Consider the following 17795-nt stretch of genomic DNA (forward strand, 5'->3'; position numbering starts at 1 on the left):
GTGTATCAGTCGACATCAATACTGAATGTGATGGCCTCATCGCGAGCAGGCTCGCTCCCACAGTTGATCTGAGGTGTTCACATATTTTGTGTTCACACACCATTCAGTGTGGGAGCGAGCCTGCTCGCGATTGCGGTGTGTCAGTCGACATCAATGCTGGATGTGATGGCCTCATCGCGAGCAGGCTCGCTCCCACAGTTGATCTGAGGTGTTCACATATTTGTGTTCACAAGGAAAGCACCCGGCAATCCGGGCAAAATTACTACTTTAGTACTGGTTTACCTGTCTATCGTCGCATTCACAACGCACCGCTACTGGCATGTAATGGGTTCATAACTATAAGGACTGAACCTCCATGCCGCGTGCACGACGTGTTCTGCTGTGCCCTTCTCTCGCCGCGCTGTCGCTGAGCCTGTTGCTGGGCGTGGCGCAGGCTGAAACTGCGCTGTTCTCCGCCGAAGGTTATCGCATCGGTCTGTACCGCAGCCCGACCCCGACTCAGCTCCAGGGTGCGAACATCATCGACACCCCCGCCCTGCAAAACCTGCTCAAGCACACGCCCCAACCGCTGCTGATCGATGTCTACCGCCGGCAATGGTTGCAAGACCGTTTCATCGAAGACGAGGCCCACGAAAACCTGCCCGGCAGCCATTGGCTGGCCAATACCGGTGACGGCGACCTGACGCCCCCGTGGCAGCAATATTTCGCGCACCACCTGCAGCAATTGACGGCGGGTGACCTGACGCGACCGTTGGTCTTTTACTGCCGTTCCGATTGCTGGTTGAGCTGGAACGCGGTAAAACGCGCCGCTTCCATGGGCTATAAGACACTGTATTGGTACCGCGACGGACTGGATGCGTGGCAGGCGGCGAATCTGCCCGTGACGCCGGCCCGGCCCGACCCTTTCCCTGACTTGAGCGCTTGCGTGTTGTTGCCACACCCTGATCAAAAAAAAATAATGAGGTGAAAGGCCATGTACAAAATTCTGATTGCCGACGATCACCCGCTGTTTCGCGAAGCCATTCATAACGTCATCAGCGATGGTTTCCCCGGCAGCGAGGTCATGGAAACCGCCGACCTCGACAGTGCCCTGGCCCTGACTCAGGAACACGATGACCTGGACCTGATCCTGCTCGACCTGAACATGCCTGGCATGCACGGCCTAAATGGCCTGATCAACCTGCGCAACGAGGCGCCGACCATTCCGGTGGTGATCGTCTCGGCCGAGCAGGACAAGCAAATCGTGCTGCAAGCCATCACCTATGGCGCGGTGGGGTTCATCACCAAGTCCTCGCCTCGGGTGCAGATGACCGAGGCCATCCAGCAGATTCTCAATGGCAACGTCTACCTGCCGCCGGACATCATCCGCACGCAGAAAAGCGGCACTCATCGCCGGATGAATGACACCCCGAGCTTCCCGCCGGAGCTGCTCCAGGCACTGACCCGCAAGCAGTTGCTGGTGCTTGAGCGTATGACCAAAGGCGAATCGAACAAACAGATCGCCTACACCCTGGAAATCGCCGAAACCACGGTCAAGGCTCACGTCTCGGCGATATTGCGCAAACTCAATGTACACAATCGGGTGCAGGCAATTTTGAGTGCCGGGGATATTGATTTCGGGTCGTATTTGCGGCGTTGATGCTTCTTCAGAAAGACCGCGTCGCCCCTATCGCGAGCAGGCTCGCTCCCACATTAGATCTGAGATGACTCGGTCAAATGTGGGAGCGAGCCTGCTCGCGATGAGGCCCTCACAAACACCAGAAAACTCAAGGCCGACCCAGCAAATGACTCATCGCCGTCTTGAGTTTCATCGGCCGCACCGGTTTGTGCATCAGGGTGTGGCCCAGTTCGCGGATCTGCTGTTTGAGTTCGTTGCTGTAGTTGGCGGTGATCATCATCGCCGGGATCGCTGAAGCGCGACGGGCGTTGATGCGGGCCACGGCGTCGACACCATTCTTCTCGTCATCCAGGTGATAGTCGGCAATCAGCAGGTCAGCTTCGTCGTGGTAATTATCCACTTGCCGCGCCAGGTCCTCCTCCGACAACGCCGTGATTACCCGGCAACCCCAACCTTCGAGCAAGGTGCGCATCCCCGCGCAAATGGCCGCGTCGTTGTCCAGCACCCACACCCGTGCGCCGCGCAGGCGCTCGAGCATCGGTTCACTCATCAGCAGGTTCGGCAACGCCTTCGGCGCCGTGGCACTCAACGGCACTTCGACGGAAAACATCGAGCCCTTGTCCGGCCACGAACGCACATGAATCCGGTGGCCAAGAATGCGCGCGATTTTCTCCACAATCGCCAGACCCAGCCCCAAGCCGCGATCCTGATCCGGACGCTGTACGTCACCGCGTTTGAACTCCTGAAAAATCTCCTCCAGACGGTTTTCAGCAATGCCCATGCCGCTGTCCCAGACTTCGATGGTCAGCCGCTGATGATGACGCCGGCAGCCGAGCACCACTCGCCCGCTGTAGGTGTAGCGAATGGCATTGCTCAGCAGGTTGCGCAGGATCCGCGCGAGCAACTGAATGTCGCTGCGCACCAGCGCCGAACACGGAATGAAATGCAGCTCGAGGCCTTCGCTGCGGGCCACTTGGGTGTATTCGGCGGCGAGGTTTTCCAGCAATTCGCTCAGGGCAAATGGCGCAATGTCAGCCTTGATCACTCCGGCATCGAGTTTGGAAATATCCACCAGGGTGCCCAGCAGGTTTTCCACGTCCTCCAGGGAATTGCTGACGTTGCGCACCAGAATCTCGTTGGCCACCGGCTCCCGGCGCTCCAGCAAGGCACTGGTAAACAACCGCGCAGCATTCAGCGGTTGCAGCAGGTCGTGACTGACCGCCGCGAGAAATTTGGTCTTCGACAGGTTGGCCTGCTCGGCCTCGAGCTTGGCCTCGCGCAAGCGTGACTCCACGCGGCGACGCTCGTCGATTTCGCGCAGCAATTGGTCATTGAGGGTGGTCAGTTCGGTGGTACGTTCACGCACCCGCAATTCAAGGTTCTGATAGGCCTGATGCAGCGCTTCGGCGGTGCGGCGGCGCTCGGTGATGTCGCGGATCAACACGAAAATCCCCACCACTTCCCCGGTGGCCAGGCGATTGGGCACGTAGGAGCGCAGCATGTAGCGCTCCTGATTATTGATGTTGGTTTCGGCAAACTCGAACGTCACGCTCTCGCCGGTCAGGGCCCGGGCCACGTAGGCTTCCAGGCGCTGATAATGCTGTTCACTGTGAACTTCGCGCAGGCTCTGCCCGAGCATCACGCCCCGGGGCCAGCAGTACCATTCTTCGTAGACTTTGTTAGTGAATTCATAGACCAGATCGGCGTTCAGGTAGGCGATCAGCGCCGGCACGTGGTCCGTGATCAGGCGAATCCAGCGCTCGCTTTCGCTGAGTGCTTCGGCGTGCTGGTAGCGTTCGGTGATGTCGGTGAAGGTGTTGACGAAACCGCCGGTGGGCAACGGATGGGTGCGGATTTCCAGCACCCGGCCATCGTAGAGGCGCTGCTCGCACTCCTGCACGTGCCGCCCGTTCGGGTCGCGACTGGCCGGGGTCAGCAGGTTCAGTTCGCTGTCGGCAATCACTTCGGCGAACGGCCGATGGGCCGCCACCGGGGCCAGACCGCTGAGTTCCAGGAAGCGCCGGTTCCACAGTTCCAGAATGCCCTCGGCGTTGACCATCGCCACCCCTTGGGACAGGTTGTCGACCGCCCGCTGCAACAAATGCGACTTCTGCGCCACGGCCTGTTCGCGGCGCAGGGTTTCGCTGAGTTTGACGTCGGTAATGTCAGTGAACAGGATCACCCGCCCGCCTTCCTGAGTCGGCCGTTCGCTGACTTGCAGCCAGCGCCCGTTGTGCAGGCGATAGAGCAGGTTTTCGTCGGCGTGCCCGCGGGGTTCTTCGCTGAACAGTCCGGTCGCGGTCATCAGCCGTTTGACCTCGCGCAAGCGCATGCCGGCGTTGATCCGCACCCGGCTGTTGCCCCAAAACGCCTTGAAACGGCTGTTGAACAGCACGATCCGCTGCTCGGCATCGAACAATACAAAGGCGTCGGAAATGCTTTCGATGGCGTCGATCAAGTGTTGATGGGCAGTTTCGGCCCGCAGTCGTGCCTCGCTGAGCAAATGATTGCCGGCCTTGAGTTCGGCCATGGCCTGGTTCAGGGCGTCGGTGCGCTCACGCACCTGCTCGGCCAGCACCACCGAATGCTGGAACGCCGCATACGGGTCGTTGCCCCGGGTGATGCCGGATTCGATGCGCTCGATCAGCGCGCCATTAATGCGCTGCAGTTTGTGGTTTTCGCGCCGCAGGCTGGCGATCTGCGCCTGAAGGTCAGCGCTGTCCAGGGGAGCGGCCTCGGGCAATGGCAACCCCGGTGAAGGTCTGGTTGATGTGCATGCCATTGAACTGTTCTCCGTAGGTGTTGAAACCCATCACCCGCTGATCCCGCAAAAATGCGCCGATCTGCTCGAGACGGCCGCCGTCTTCCAGTTCCAGACGCCTGAGAAAACAGTCGCAGCCGATGGTCAGCAACAGGTCGCCGAGACGCTCCTGCAAACCGTCGAACAGGTTTTGCAGATTCGGCAGCATGGGGCCGGGGGTCATGACGGTGAGGACGATGCCGTTTTCCACCGCACAGTAGAAACTCAGGCTCAGGTCCGGATGAACCTGCTGGATCGCCCGCACGTAATACTGATCGTTGATTCGCACCGCCAACGGGTGCGCGGCAAAGATCCGGTAATCGAGGTCGGCCACCGCCACGCCGATGTGCCGGGCGTACTCTTCGGCGGCCGGTTCGGCGTTGAGTTCGAACACCCGGCGTGAGGCGCTGTCGGCAGCGGTGACCACCAGTTTCTCGGCCCTGGGCAGGATGTGGTGGGTGGTGAAGACTTCGAAGTCCAGCCAGGTATTGACCAACACCACCACCGCCGCGCCGCTGTGAAACTCGCCGCCGAAATACACGTGGGTGTGGGTCAGGTAGTTGTCGTCGCCGGCCGAACCGCCAAAATGCGGAATGTCGCCCAACGCCGCACTCAGGGCAGCGAGAACCATTTCTTCACGGCTGGACAAGCCATCGAGCAGGGTCAGGGCAAAGCTGTTGCCCTTGATTGGCGCCAGGGTGTTGCTGCGACAGCCACTGACCAGTCGCTCGACCATTTGCTGGGCATCGATCAGGCTGAAATGTTCCATTTCGTCGATCAGTTCGGTGGAGATGGAAAAGTGCCGATGATCGAAGCCCACCGCCGTCACGCAGCTGCGGCCATAGCCTTGGGGGGTGATTTCTCCGGCACTGGTGCAGCCCACCAGACGAATGCCGCCGAAGCTCTGTTGCAACGCCTGCCCCAGCGCCTGCAAGTCGTACTCGGCGGAGCAGAAGAACAGCACGAAGCCCAAATGCGGGTGCAAGAGTTGTCGCGCCAGATCCTGAGCCGCTTGCTGGGCGTCGGTGGCCTGGGACATGGCACTGACCACACCGTCGTTCTGAACCTGCTCCATCCTCGCCCCTCGCCGGTGCGCCTGTATGAGGCACGAGTGTACGAAGCCTGCGGGCGGCGGCGAATGCTACTTGGGTAGTGGGTGGGTGGTTCGATGGGATGAGAGGGCTTTCAGAATCTATAAGACACTGCAGATCCCCTGTGGGAGCGAGCCTGCTCGCGATGGCGGACTTACATTCAACATATTCGCTGAATATTAGGCCCTCATCGCGAGCAGGCTCGCTCCCACATTGGATCTGCGTTGTGCCGATTACGGAGTTACCAAGTCAACACCGCCCCCACTGCAAACGTATCGGTGTCTTCATTCTGAGCGCTGGTGTCATGGCCGTTGATTTCGAACTGGTTGTACTCGGCCACCAGCTTCAGGTTGTCGTTGACGTCATGGAACAGCGCAATGCCGCGGGTCTCGTAATCGGCGCCGCTGCCGACCACGCCGTTGCCGTCGTCCTCGGTCTTGCCGTAAGACAGTGCCAGGCGGTTTTTGCCGAGTTTGTAGGAGCCCTGCAACAAGTAACCGTCGCTGTCGACGTTGCGCAAGGTCGGTTCGCCGGCGTTGTTGGTGAAGAACGGGTTGATGCCCTTGGCCTGGAAACCGGAGCCGGTCAGCGACAGCCCGCCCATCTTCGCCTGCACGCCGTAGCCGACGCCTTTGGAGGTGACGGACTCGACGCTGGAGTCGGTGTTGTCCGAAGTCTGGTAGCTGCCGTTGAGCCAGCTGTAAATCTTCGCCCCGCCGACGTCGAACTGATAGGTGATCTCGCTCTCGGTGCGCGGGTTCTCCTGATACGCCTTGCCCGTCGCGCTGCTGTCGTTGGTGTCGACCGGGTCCATGATCCCGACCGCCACCCGCAAGCCATCCATCACCGGGGTGCGATAGGTAATCTGCGACGTCGGGAACGGGTACGGATAACCGCTGCCGATGTTGCCGAACGACACCCCGCCGCCGTCCACCAGGCCCAACGTATCGCTGACCTGACCATAACCGGCGAGCAATTCATCGAGCAGGATGTTGGAGCGGGCAAACAGGCCGAAGTCCTTGCCGATCAGCACCTCGCCCCACTCTGGATTGGCCACCGTGCCGTAGAACTGCCGCACGTCGATGGCGGTGTCGGTGCCGTTGGTTTCGCTGTCGTTGATGGTCACCCAGAACGAGGCGCGGGCGCCGAGCTTGAGGTCATCGACTTGTTTGCCCATGTTGAAGCCCAGGTAGTTGGGCAGGAATCCCATCTTCACCCGCGCCTGGCGCCGGTCGTACTGCTCGCCGGCCCGGTCCACGTCGCTGTTCACGTAGAAGGCGTTGATGTAGCCATCCGTGGAGAACGTGGTCTGGTCCTTGTCGTACAGCATGATCTCGGCCTCGGCCATTGAGCTCAGGCCCAGGGAGGACAGGCTGGCGATGAAGGCCGGCAAGAAACGATGCTTGAAGTTCTTATTGTTGTGCATGACGCGCTCCGCAACGGGGGACTTGATGTCGGAGGCGATTATCGAAAGTGGACCGGCGGCGTCATACGCTGCCTTGGGGGCGGTTGTCAGCTGCTTTGGATTGGCCGGTGGCGCGCGGCAAATTCGGTGTAAGACCGCCCGCCGGCCAGGCCCGGAACTTAGGGTGTACGCCTGTGGACCCGACTGGCGTCCACAGGAACCGGTGTCCGCTAGGCGAGCGCTCTAAACAGCATGTAAACGGCGGTCACCACGCAGACGCTGGCGAAGCCGATCTGCAGCCCTCGGGCCGGTACCCGTGCGCAGAGTTTTCGACCGAGGATCATCCCGACGATGCTGGCGACAATGAACGACACGCCCAAACCATCGATCCGCACCCCGGCATGAAACGCGCCGATCACCCCAATCACCGAGATCAGACTGATCACCATCAACGAAGTAGCGACGATGCCGCGCATCTGCACGTCGGTCAGTTGCTTGAACGCCGGCACAATCAGAAAGCCGCCGCCAACACCGAGCAGCCCCGAGACCACACCGGTCACCGCGCCGAGTACCGCCAGGGTTGCGGTGCATTTGGCGGTCCAGGAAAAACGCCCGGTCTGCTGATCGAGCATGCAGTTCTTCTGGCCCCAGTTGGCATGCCCGTGATCGCTCGGGCCATCGTCGGGCTTTTCCCGGCGCAGCATCCGCCAGGCCACCATGACCATCAGCAGACTGAACAGAATCATCAGGATCTTTTCCGGCAACTGATGGGCGAAGTAGATGCCCACCGGCGAAAACACCGCGCCCAGCAGTGCAATCAACAACGCCGCGCGATAGCGCACCAGGCCATGGCGCAAACCGTCGATCGCACCGATCGCCGCCGCACTGCCCACCGCGAACAAGGCGACGGGCGCCGCTTGGGTCATGGTCAATCCCAGCCCCAGCACCAGGGCCGGCACCGCAAGAATACCGCCACCGGCACCGGTCAAACCGAGCACCAGGCCCATGACCACACCGAAAAAACTGGCCAGCAACATAGAGTTCTCTCAGTCAACCTTGGACAGATGGGTCAGCCATTCACGGCCCTTGAGCAGGCCATTCCAGTAGAACCATGGCAGCAGGGTCGCCTTGAGAAACCAGGCTGAACGACGCGGCACGATCGGGTCGAGGGGAAAGGTCGGCAGCAATTTACCGGCGTAACCGAACTCGGCGAGGATCACCTTGCCCTTCTCCACCGTCAGCGGGCAGGAACCGTAGCCGTCGTACTTGAGTGGCAACGGCTGTTGCTTGCGCAGGGCCAGCAGGTTTTGCGCCACCACCACGATCTGCTTGCGCGCGGCGGCAGCAGTTTTCGCGTTGCTGGTGGAACAGACATCGCCCAAGGCAAAGACGTCTGTATAGCGTACGTGTTGCAGGCTGTGCGGGTTCACTTCGCACCAGCCAGCGGCGTCGGCCAACGGGCTCTGGCGGATGAAATCCGGCGAGACCTGAGGCGGCACGACGTGCAGCAGGTCGAAGGTTTTTTCTTCTACGGTCACAACACCTGCAGCGTCCCTGACCTCGAACCACGCGGTTTTCGACGGTCCGTCAACCTTGACCAGATTGGAATTGAAGGCCAGCCGGGCGTTGTACTTTTCCATGTACTTCATGAGCGGCGGCACGAATGTCGCCACGCCGAACAACGCTGCGCCGGCCAGATTGAACTCGACGTCGAATTTGTTCAGAACCCCTGTTTTACGCCAGTGATCGCAGGACAAGTACAAGGCTTTCTGCGGCGCACCAGCGCATTTGATCGGCATCGCTGGCTGGGTGAAGATCGCTTTGCCGCCGCGCAATCCCTGGACCAGTTCCCAAGTGTAGGCCGCGTGCCGATAGCTGTAATTGGAAGTCACGCCGTTCTGGCCGAGGGTGTCCTGCAAGCCTTCGATTTTCTCCCAGGCCAGGCACAACCCCGGGCAGACAACGAGGTTCTGGTAACTGACGGTGCGGCCATCGTTGAGGGTCAGCTGTTTGCTGTCCGGGGCGATATCAGTCACGGACGCCTGCAACCAAGTGGCCTGACGCGGCATCACTGAGGACATCGGGCGCGCGGTGTTTTTCACCGCGTAAGCACCGCCGCCCACCAGCGTCCACGCCGGTTGGTAGTAGTGCCGGCTATCGGGTTCGATAACAGTGATGTTCAAGCCCGGATCGCGTTTCAGCAGGCTGGCCACCAGGCCAATGCCGGCGGTCCCGCCGCCTATTACCACGATGTCGGCACTGATGGATGGGCCCCAGTGTTGATCGTTCATCATTCATTCCTTGTTATTGCATGCATGGCGCCAGGTTCATTAAGTCGCGGAACCTGTGGGAGCGGGCTTGCTCGCGAAAGCGGTGTGTCAGGCGACATCATTATTGACTGTGCCACCGCCTTCGCGAGCAAGCCCGCTCCCACATGGATTGCGCTTAACTGACCGGCATCAGGTTCAGCCCCAGCTTTTCAGCACCGCTCCGCAGTACAGGCCGGACAGTGTCTTCATCACCTGAATCACTTCGTGACTGGCTAAACCATAGAATATGTACTTGCCTTCACGACGGGTGACTACCAATCCTTCGTCGCGCAGGATGCCCAGCTGTTGGGACAGTGTGGGCTGGCGCACGCCGGTCATTTTCTCCAGCTCGCCGACGTTGCGCTCGCCCTGGGTCAATTGGCAGAGAATCAGCAAGCGGTCCTCGTTGGCCAGGGCTTTGAGCAGCGCGCAAGCCTTGGAGGCCGAGGCCCGGAGCTGGGCGACTTCACATTCGGTCAGACTGGATTGCATTTGCAGGATGCCTTCGACGTCACTTAAGCTGCGGACATTATGTTTAAACATAAAGTGTTGCAACCGGTTACTGTGCTCTCGCCCCTTTCCACAGGTTCGTCCCCATGTCTGCGTTGATTGAAGCCTTCCTCGACCCCGCATCAAAGACCTACAGCTACGTGATCTACGAACACGATGGCGGGCACTGCGCGATTGTCGATCCGGTGCTGGATTACGACCCCGCCGCCGGGCGCACCGCGACCGTCCAGGCCGACAAGATCATCGCCTTCGTACGCGAACACCAGTTGCAGGTGCAATGGCTGCTGGAAACCCACGCCCATGCCGATCACCTGTCCGCCGCGCCTTATCTGCGTCGGGAACTGGGCGGCAAGATTGCGATTGGTGAGTCGATCAGCAAGGTTCAGGGGGTGTTCAAGACGCTGTTCAATCTGGAGCCGGGATTTAGCGTCGATGGTTCACAGTTCGATCACCTGTTCGCGCCGGACGAGTCATTCCGGATCGGCAACCTCAAGGCCACGGCCCTGCATGTGCCCGGGCATACCCCGGCGGACATGGCCTATTTGATCGACGGCGATGTGATTCTGGTGGGCGATACGTTGTTCATGCCGGATGTCGGCACGGCGCGCTGCGACTTCCCCGGTGGCAACGCCAACCAGATGTTTGCCTCGATCCAGAAACTGTTGGCTTTTCCCGCCAGCGTGCGGCTTTACGTCTGCCACGATTACCCGCCCACGGGCCGCGCTCCGCAATGCCAGAGCACGGTGGGTGAGCAGCGCAAAAGCAACATTCATATTCACGATGGCATTGATGAGGCCGCCTTCGTCGCCATGCGTACCCGGCGCGATGCCGGGTTATGCATGCCGACGTTGTTGCTGCCAGCGATTCAAGTGAATGTGCGGGCGGGGAATTTGCCGCCGGCGGAAGAGAATGGCGTGACTTACCTGAAGATCCCGATTAATAAGCTGTAAATCAGATCAAAAGATCGCAGGCTTCGCCAGCTCCTACATTGATCGTATGCAACCTCAATGTAATGGGTGTACCCAACCCCCGCCGTAGGAGCTGCCGAAGGCTGCGATCTTTTGATTTTCAATTGGCCAACGTCAACCCGTTCGCCGGCAACGGCAGCGCCGTCTTATACCTCACCTGCTTGAGCGCAAAGCTCGAACGGATGTTCGCCACCCCCGGCACTTTGGTCAGAAAATCCATCATGAAGCGTTCCAGCGACTGAATGGTCGGCACCAGCACGCGGATCAGGTAGTCCGGGTCGCCGGCCATCAAATAGCACTCCATCACTTCCGGGCGATCCGAGATCGCCTCTTCGAAATGCTGCAACGCCTCCTCCACCTGTTTCTCCAGGCTGACGTGAATGAACACATTCACATGCAGCCCCAGCAGGTCGGCATCCAGCAGGGTCACTTGCTCACGAATCAGTCCTAATTCTTCCATCGCCTTGACCCGGTTGAAGCACGGCGTCGGCGACAGGTTCACCGAGCGCGCGAGGTCGGCGTTGGTGATGCGCGCGTTCTCCTGAAGGCTGTTGAGAATGCCGATATCGGTACGGTCCAGTTTGCGCATGAGACAAAACCACCTGCTTTTTATGTTTATGCAGAATTTTTATCCTCAAATGACCGCAAGCGCAACGAAACAGAGAGAAATATTCTTCTTGGGCCGGCCTATGATTGTTGTAGGACAAGAATTCTTTTACCGAAGAATGACTGCCAGCTCACTACAAGAAATTCACAAGATCGAGCGTAGAAGCCATGAACCAAGCGTACGAACCGCTGCGCCTGCACGTTCCCGAACCTTCGGGCCGCCCCGGCTGCAAAACCGACTTCTCCTACCTGCATCTGACTGACGCAGGCCTGGTGCGCAAACCCCCAATCGACGTTGAACCGGCGGACACGGCTGATCTGGCCAAAGGCCTGATTCGCGTGCTCGACGACCAGGGCAATGCCCTCGGCCCATGGGCTGAAGGCGTGCCAGTCGAGATCCTGCGTAAAGGCATGCGCGCCATGCTCAAGACGCGGATTTTCGACAACCGCATGGTGGTCGCCCAGCGTCAGAAAAAAATGTCGTTCTACATGCAAAGCCTTGGCGAAGAAGCCATCGGCAGCGCCCAGGCCCTGGCCTTGAACATCGACGACATGTGCTTCCCCACCTACCGTCAACAAAGCATCCTGATGGCCCGCGAAGTGCCACTGGTCGACCTGATCTGCCAACTGCTGTCCAACGAGCGCGATCCGCTCAAAGGCCGTCAGCTGCCGATCATGTACTCGGTCAAAGACGCCGGCTTCTTCACCATTTCCGGCAACCTCGCCACTCAATTCGTTCAGGGCGTGGGCTGGGGCATGGCCTCGGCGATCAAGGGTGACACCAAAATCGCCTCGGCCTGGATCGGCGACGGCGCTACCGCAGAATCGGACTTCCATACCGCCCTCACCTTCGCCCACGTCTACCGTGCGCCGGTGATCCTCAACGTGGTCAACAACCAGTGGGCGATCTCGACGTTCCAGGCGATTGCCGGCGGTGAAGCCACCACCTTCGCCGGTCGCGGCGTCGGTTGCGGCATCGCCTCCCTGCGGGTCGATGGCAACGATTTTGTCGCGGTGTACGCCGCCTCTGCCTGGGCCGCCGAACGCGCGCGCCGCAACCTCGGCCCGACCATGATCGAATGGGTCACCTACCGCGCCGGCCCGCACTCGACGTCCGACGATCCGTCCAAATACCGTCCTGCCGACGACTGGAGCCACTTCCCGTTGGGCGACCCGATTGCCCGCCTCAAGCAGCACCTGATCAAAGTCGGTCAGTGGTCCGAAGAGGAACACGTCGCCGTCAGCGCCGAACTGGAAGCCGAAGTGATCGCCGCACAGAAAGAAGCCGAGCAGTACGGCACCCTCGCCGGCGGCCAGATTCCAAGCGCCGCGACCATGTTCGAAGACGTCTACAAAGAGATGCCGGAGCACTTGAAGCGCCAGCGTCAAGAGTTGGGGATCTGACATGAACGATCACAACAATAAAATCGAGTTGGAAACCGCCATGACCACGACCACCATGACCATGATCCAGGCCCTGCGCTCGGCCATGGATGTGATGCTTGAGCGTGACGATAACGTCGTGGTGTTCGGCCAGGACGTCGGTTATTTCGGCGGCGTGTTCCGTTGCACCGAAGGCCTGCAGAACAAATACGGCACCTCCCGGGTATTCGATGCGCCGATCTCCGAAAGCGGCATCGTCGGCGTCGCCGTGGGCATGGGCGCTTACGGTTTGCGGCCGGTGGCCGAGATCCAGTTCGCCGATTACGTCTACCCGGCGTCGGACCAGATCATTTCCGAAGCGGCACGCCTGCGTTATCGCTCGGCCGGTGAGTTCACCGCGCCGATGACCCTGCGCATGCCATGCGGCGGCGGCATCTATGGTGGCCAGACCCACAGCCAGAGCATCGAGGCGATGTTCACCCAGGTTTGCGGTTTGCGCACGGTCATGCCGTCCAACCCTTACGACGCCAAAGGCTTGCTGATCGCCTCCATCGAAAACGATGACCCGGTGATCTTCCTCGAACCAAAACGTCTGTACAACGGCCCGTTCGATGGTCACCACGACCGTCCGGTAACGCCATGGTCGAAACACCCCGCCGCGCAAGTACCGGACGGTTACTACACCGTGCCGCTGGACGTCGCCGCCATCGCTCGTCCGGGCAAAGACGTGACCATCCTGACCTACGGCACCACGGTTTATGTGTCGCAAGTGGCGGCTGAAGAAACCGGTATCGACGCCGAAGTCATCGACCTGCGCAGCCTGTGGCCGCTGGACCTGGACACCATCGTCAAGTCGGTGAAGAAAACCGGCCGTTGCGTGATTGTTCACGAAGCGACCCGCACCTGCGGTTTCGGCGCCGAACTGGTCGCCTTGGTGCAAGAGCATTGCTTCCACTACCTGGAAGCGCCGATCGAACGCGTCACCGGTTGGGACACCCCCTACCCGCATGCGCAAGAGTGGGCGTATTTCCCTGGTCCGTCCCGAGTGGGCGCGGCTTTGCATCGGGTTATGGAGGTCTGAATGGGCACGCACGTTATTAAAATGCCGGACATTGGCGAAGGCATTGCAGAAGTTGAACTGTCTCAGTGGCACGTCAAGGTTGGCGACATGGTCGTCGAGGATCAGGTGCTGGCCGATGTCATGACCGACAAGGCGATGGTCGACATTCCATCCCCGGTGCATGGCAAGGTGATTTCGCTGGGCGGACAGCCTGGCGAAGTCATGGCGGTTGGCAGCATCTTGATCAGCATTGAAGTTGAAGGCACGGGCAACGTTAAAGAGTCGGCCCAGCCAGTAGCGGTTAAAGAAGCACCCGTTGCAGCGCCGAAAGTTGAAGCCGTTGTTGAAAGCAAACCGGTTGCGGCGCCTCGCCCGGCCGCCGCGTGCCAAGGCCCGATGGTTGCTCGCGAGGCCGATGAACGCCCGCTGGCCTCCCCGGCCGTGCGCAAACATGCCCTGGACCTCGGCATTCAATTGCGTCTGGTGCGTGGCAGCGGCCCTGCCGGTCGGGTGCTGCACGAAGACCTCGAAGCCTGGCTGGCTCAGGGTCAGTCGAATGCATCGACCGCCACCGCCGCGTACGCCCAGCGCAACGACGAAGAGCAAATCCCGGTGATCGGCATGCGCCGCAAGATCGCCCAGCGCATGCAAGACGCCACCCAGCGTGCTGCCCACTTCAGCTACGTCGAAGAAATCGACGTCACTGCCGTGGAAGAACTGCGCGCACACCTGAACGAAAAACACGGCGCGACCCGCGGCAAGCTGACCTTGCTACCGTTCCTGGTCCGCGCGCTGGTTGTGGCTCTGCGCGACTTTCCGCAGATCAACGCCCGCTACGACGACGAAGCGCAAGTCATCACCCGCCTCGGCGCGGTGCATGTGGGCGTCGCCACCCAAGCCGACATCGGTTTGATGGTGCCGGTTGTGCGTCATGCCGAAACTCGCAGCCTGTGGGACAGCGCCGCGGAAATCTCCCGTTTGGCCACCGCCGCGCGCACTGGCAAGGCCAGCCGCGATGAGCTGTCCGGTTCGACCATCACCCTGACTAGCCTCGGCGCCCTGGGCGGCATCGTCAGCACCCCGGTGCTGAACCTGCCGGAAGTGGCAATCGTCGGCGTGAACAAAATCGTCGAACGGCCGATGGTCGTCAAAGGCCAGATCGTGATTCGCAAGATGATGAACCTCTCCAGCTCCTTCGATCACCGCGTGGTCGATGGCATGGACGCGGCGCAATTCATCCAGGCCGTTCGTGGCTTGCTCGAACAACCCGCCACCCTGTTTGTGGACTAATTATTAGTGGAGCAGGCATGCAAACTTTGAACACCACGCTGCTGATCATCGGCGGCGGCCCTGGCGGCTATGTGACGGCGATCCGTGCCGGTCAGCTGGGCATTTCGACCATTCTGGTGGAAGGCGAATCGTTGGGCGGCACCTGCCTGAACATCGGCTGCATTCCATCGAAGGCATTGATTCACGTCGCCGAACAGTTCCATCAGACGCAACACCACAGCCAATACTCGGCGCTGGGCATCAGCGTGTCGACACCGACCCTGGACATCGGCAAGAGCGTCGAGTGGAAGGACGGTATCGTTGATCGTCTGACCACCGGCGTCTCGGCGCTGTTGAAGAAGCACAAGGTCCAGGTCATTCAAGGCTGGGCCAAAGTGATCGATGGCAAAACCGTCGATGTCGGCGACACGCGCATTCAGTGCGAGCACCTGGTGCTGGCCACCGGTTCGAAAAGCGTGAACCTGCCAATGCTGCCGATTGGCGGGCCGATCATCTCCTCCACCGAAGCCCTGGCGCCGAAAAGCGTGCCGAAACGGCTGGTCGTGGTCGGTGGCGGTTACATCGGTCTGGAGCTGGGGATTGCCTATCGCAAACTCGGCGCCGAGGTCAGTGTGGTCGAGGCGCAGGATCGTATCCTGCCGGCCTACGATGCCGAACTGACCCATCCCGTACACGAAGCGCTTAAGCAACTCGACGTGAAGCTTTACTTGAAACACAGCGTCGAAGGCTTTGATTCACAAAGAAATACTCTACAAGTTCGTGACCCTAACGGCGACATCCTGAATCTTGCAACCGATCAGGTGCTGGTGGCCGTCGGTCGCAAACCCAACACTCAGGGCTGGAATCTCGAAGCCTTGAATCTGGAGATGAGCGGTTCGGCGATCAAGATCGACAACCGTTGCCAGACCAGCATGCGCAATGTCTACGCCATCGGCGACTTGAGCGGCGAACCGATGCTCGCCCACCGGGCCATGGCTCAGGGTGAAATGGTTGCCGAGCTGATCAGCGGTAAACACCGCGAATTCAACCCGACCGCCATCGCCGCCGTGTGCTTCACCGACCCGGAACTGGTGGTGGTCGGCAAGACACCGGACGAGGCCAAGGCTGCGGGACTGGACTGCATCGTTTCGAGTTTCCCGTTCGCCGCCAATGGCCGGGCGATGACGCTGGAGTCGAAAAGCGGCTTTGTGCGGGTCGTGGCGCGCCGTGACAATCATGTGATTGTTGGTTGGCAGGCGGTGGGTGTGGGCGTGTCGGAGTTGTCGACGGCGTTCGGTCAAAGCCTGGAAATGGGCGCCCGACTGGAAGACATCGCCGGCACCATCCACGCGCATCCGACGCTCGGTGAGGCGGTGCAGGAAGCGGCGTTGCGTGCTTTGGGGCATGCGTTGCACCTGTAAACGCGATCAACTGTGGCGAGGGAGCTTGCTCCCGCTGGGCTGCGAAGCGGCCCCTTGCTGACTTTCAGGCACACCGCGTTGTCTGGATTTACGACTGCTTCGCAGCCGAGCGGGAGCAAGCTCCCTCGCCACAGGGTTTCGAACAATGAATAATCGGCAGCAAATTTAATGAGCGAGCCGATAGTCCGGGCTGCGAAATGGGCCCGGAATGAAGTATTGTTGTCCCCATCCAGAAAAATGTCAGAAGCCTTGAACCGTTTCGGCGGTTGTTAAGTGATAGAGGGTGTCATGGGTAACGAAAGCATCAATTGGGACAAGCTGGGTTTTGACTACATCAAGACAGACAAGCGATATCTGTCGCACTGGCGTAATGGCGAGTGGGACAAAGGCACCCTGACCGAAGACAACGTGCTGCACATCAGCGAAGGCTCCACTGCCCTTCACTATGGCCAGCAGTGCTTCGAAGGCCTGAAGGCCTACCGCTGCAAGGACGGTTCGATCAACCTGTTCCGCCCGGACCAGAACGCCGCACGCATGCAACGCAGCTGCGCGCGCCTGCTGATGCCGCAGGTGTCTACCGAGCAGTTCGTCGAAGCGTGCAAGGAAGTGGTGCGCGCCAACGAGCGTTTCATCCCGCCTTACGGCACCGGCGGCGCGCTGTACCTGCGCCCGTTCGTGATCGGCGTGGGTGACAACATCGGCGTGCGTACCGCGCCCGAGTTCATCTTCTCGATCTTCTGCATCCCGGTCGGCGCCTACTTCAAGGGCGGTTTGACCCCGCACAACTTCCTCATCTCCAGCTACGACCGTGCTGCCCCACAAGGCACCGGCGCGGCCAAGGTCGGTGGCAACTACGCCGCCAGCCTGATGCCGGGCTCCCAGGCCAAGAAGGCGCATTTCGCCGACTGCATCTACCTGGACCCGCTGACGCACACCAAAATCGAAGAAGTCGGCTCGGCCAACTTCTTCGGGATCACCCACGACAACAAGTTCGTCACCCCGAATTCCCCTTCGGTGTTGCCGGGCATCACTCGTCTGTCGTTGATCGAGCTGGCCAAAACCCGTCTGGGCCTGGAAGTGATCGAAGGTGACGTGTTCATCGACAAGCTGTCCGACTTCAAGGAAGCCGGTGCTTGCGGTACTGCCGCCGTGATCACCCCGATCGGCGGTATCAGCTACAACGACAAGCTGCACGTGTTCCATAGCGAAACCGAAGTCGGCCCGGTCACCCAGAAGCTCTACAAAGAGCTGACCGGTGTACAGACCGGCGACGTCGAAGCGCCAGCGGGCTGGATCGTCAAAGTTTGATTTGACGCGACTGCCCGTTTGAACACAAAAGCCCGGCCATCACATTG

15 protein-coding genes are annotated in these 17795 nt (G+C 60.3%); 8 read left to right on the forward strand and 7 right to left on the reverse strand.

Translation table 11 applies throughout. The features are described from left to right. Positions 1–355: 355 nt before the first annotated feature. Complete coding sequence (locus BK662_RS21610) at positions 356–967, forward strand: PQQ-dependent catabolism-associated CXXCW motif protein (protein WP_123359757.1); 612 nt, start codon at positions 356–358, stop codon at positions 965–967. Positions 968–973: 6 nt separating this feature from the next. Then, entirely contained in the window at positions 974–1639 is a 666-nt protein-coding gene (locus BK662_RS21615; protein ID WP_008005351.1) for a response regulator transcription factor, read from the forward strand. A gap of 127 nt (positions 1640–1766) precedes the next feature. Here the strand turns inward: BK662_RS21615 and nahK are convergent, their stop codons facing one another. The 6 genes from nahK to BK662_RS21650 all read right to left on the reverse strand — a co-directional run bounded on the left by nahK (position 1767) and on the right by BK662_RS21650 (position 9715). Next, the gene (nahK, locus tag BK662_RS21620; protein WP_123359758.1) at positions 1767–4361 is read right to left on the reverse strand and encodes a hybrid sensor histidine kinase/response regulator NahK/ErcS'; all 2595 of its coding nucleotides are present in this window, start codon (positions 4359–4361) and stop codon (positions 1767–1769) included. After that, entirely contained in the window at positions 4330–5493 is a 1164-nt protein-coding gene (gene nosP, locus BK662_RS21625) for a nitric oxide-sensing protein NosP (protein ID WP_123359759.1), read from the reverse strand. Before nosP ends, nahK begins: the two co-directional genes overlap by 32 nt. 257 nt (positions 5494–5750) lie before the next feature. Continuing rightward, complete coding sequence (locus BK662_RS21630) at positions 5751–6935, reverse strand: porin (RefSeq protein ID WP_008005357.1); 1185 nt, start codon at positions 6933–6935, stop codon at positions 5751–5753. A 209-nt stretch (positions 6936–7144) separates the two neighbouring features. After that, entirely contained in the window at positions 7145–7951 is an 807-nt protein-coding gene (locus tag BK662_RS21635; RefSeq protein WP_123359760.1) for a sulfite exporter TauE/SafE family protein, read from the reverse strand. 9 nt (positions 7952–7960) lie between these two features. Beyond that, complete coding sequence (locus tag BK662_RS21640) at positions 7961–9205, reverse strand: NAD(P)/FAD-dependent oxidoreductase (RefSeq protein ID WP_123359761.1); 1245 nt, start codon at positions 9203–9205, stop codon at positions 7961–7963. 174 nt (positions 9206–9379) lie between these two features. Next, positions 9380–9715 carry an ArsR/SmtB family transcription factor gene (locus BK662_RS21650; RefSeq protein ID WP_032830345.1) on the reverse strand — a complete coding sequence of 112 codons (336 nt, stop codon included), beginning with the start codon at positions 9713–9715 and terminating at the stop codon, positions 9380–9382. 104 nt (positions 9716–9819) lie between these two features. On the opposite strand from BK662_RS21650, the gene BK662_RS21655 reads away from it, so the two are divergent. Beyond that, the gene (locus BK662_RS21655) at positions 9820–10683 is read left to right on the forward strand and encodes an MBL fold metallo-hydrolase (protein WP_123359762.1); all 864 of its coding nucleotides are present in this window, start codon (positions 9820–9822) and stop codon (positions 10681–10683) included. A gap of 118 nt (positions 10684–10801) precedes the next feature. Here the strand turns inward: BK662_RS21655 and bkdR are convergent, their stop codons facing one another. Beyond that, positions 10802–11290 carry a Bkd operon transcriptional regulator BkdR gene (bkdR, locus tag BK662_RS21660; RefSeq protein WP_017339472.1) on the reverse strand — a complete coding sequence of 163 codons (489 nt, stop codon included), beginning with the start codon at positions 11288–11290 and terminating at the stop codon, positions 10802–10804. A gap of 185 nt (positions 11291–11475) precedes the next feature. Between bkdR and BK662_RS21665 the strand changes: the two genes are divergently transcribed. The 5 genes from BK662_RS21665 to BK662_RS21685 all read left to right on the forward strand — a co-directional run bounded on the left by BK662_RS21665 (position 11476) and on the right by BK662_RS21685 (position 17748). Next, positions 11476–12711: a 3-methyl-2-oxobutanoate dehydrogenase (2-methylpropanoyl-transferring) subunit alpha gene (locus tag BK662_RS21665; protein ID WP_123359763.1), complete on the forward strand. Its 1236-nt coding sequence runs from the start codon at positions 11476–11478 to the stop codon at positions 12709–12711. Between the two features lies 1 nt (position 12712). Further along, positions 12713–13771, forward strand: coding sequence for an alpha-ketoacid dehydrogenase subunit beta (locus BK662_RS21670; protein ID WP_007895121.1), 1059 nt, complete (start codon positions 12713–12715; stop codon positions 13769–13771). Next, positions 13772–15040 carry a dihydrolipoamide acetyltransferase family protein gene (locus BK662_RS21675; protein WP_123359764.1) on the forward strand — a complete coding sequence of 423 codons (1269 nt, stop codon included), beginning with the start codon at positions 13772–13774 and terminating at the stop codon, positions 15038–15040. A 17-nt stretch (positions 15041–15057) separates the two neighbouring features. Next, complete coding sequence (gene lpdA, locus BK662_RS21680) at positions 15058–16440, forward strand: dihydrolipoyl dehydrogenase (protein WP_123359765.1); 1383 nt, start codon at positions 15058–15060, stop codon at positions 16438–16440. A gap of 288 nt (positions 16441–16728) precedes the next feature. Next, a complete protein-coding gene (locus BK662_RS21685) occupies positions 16729–17748 on the forward strand; it encodes a branched-chain amino acid aminotransferase (RefSeq protein ID WP_123359766.1) in 1020 nt (339 codons plus the stop codon). The last annotated feature ends 47 nt before the right edge of the window (positions 17749–17795 follow it).

The organism is Pseudomonas frederiksbergensis (genome assembly GCF_003732275.1).
GTDB classification, from domain to species: Bacteria; Pseudomonadota; Gammaproteobacteria; order Pseudomonadales; family Pseudomonadaceae; genus Aquipseudomonas; species Aquipseudomonas frederiksbergensis_H.

What these genes read in the sequence shown, in the direction of transcription:
- BK662_RS21610 (WP_123359757.1), top strand. Translation starts at nt 356, where the DNA reads ATGCCGCGTGCACGACGTGTTCTGCTGTGCCCTTCTCTCGCCGCGCTG.
- BK662_RS21615 (WP_008005351.1), top strand. Translation starts at nt 974, where the DNA reads ATGTACAAAATTCTGATTGCCGACGATCACCCGCTGTTTCGCGAAGCC.
- nosP (WP_123359759.1), bottom strand. Translation starts at nt 5,493, where the DNA reads ATGGAGCAGGTTCAGAACGACGGTGTGGTCAGTGCCATGTCCCAGGCC.
- BK662_RS21630 (WP_008005357.1), bottom strand. Translation starts at nt 6,935, where the DNA reads ATGCACAACAATAAGAACTTCAAGCATCGTTTCTTGCCGGCCTTCATC.
- BK662_RS21635 (WP_123359760.1), bottom strand. Translation starts at nt 7,951, where the DNA reads ATGTTGCTGGCCAGTTTTTTCGGTGTGGTCATGGGCCTGGTGCTCGGT.
- BK662_RS21640 (WP_123359761.1), bottom strand. Translation starts at nt 9,205, where the DNA reads ATGAACGATCAACACTGGGGCCCATCCATCAGTGCCGACATCGTGGTA.
- BK662_RS21650 (WP_032830345.1), bottom strand. Translation starts at nt 9,715, where the DNA reads ATGCAATCCAGTCTGACCGAATGTGAAGTCGCCCAGCTCCGGGCCTCG.
- BK662_RS21655 (WP_123359762.1), top strand. Translation starts at nt 9,820, where the DNA reads ATGTCTGCGTTGATTGAAGCCTTCCTCGACCCCGCATCAAAGACCTAC.
- bkdR (WP_017339472.1), bottom strand. Translation starts at nt 11,290, where the DNA reads ATGCGCAAACTGGACCGTACCGATATCGGCATTCTCAACAGCCTTCAG.
- BK662_RS21665 (WP_123359763.1), top strand. Translation starts at nt 11,476, where the DNA reads ATGAACCAAGCGTACGAACCGCTGCGCCTGCACGTTCCCGAACCTTCG.
- BK662_RS21670 (WP_007895121.1), top strand. Translation starts at nt 12,713, where the DNA reads ATGAACGATCACAACAATAAAATCGAGTTGGAAACCGCCATGACCACG.
- BK662_RS21675 (WP_123359764.1), top strand. Translation starts at nt 13,772, where the DNA reads ATGGGCACGCACGTTATTAAAATGCCGGACATTGGCGAAGGCATTGCA.
- lpdA (WP_123359765.1), top strand. Translation starts at nt 15,058, where the DNA reads ATGCAAACTTTGAACACCACGCTGCTGATCATCGGCGGCGGCCCTGGC.
- BK662_RS21685 (WP_123359766.1), top strand. Translation starts at nt 16,729, where the DNA reads ATGGGTAACGAAAGCATCAATTGGGACAAGCTGGGTTTTGACTACATC.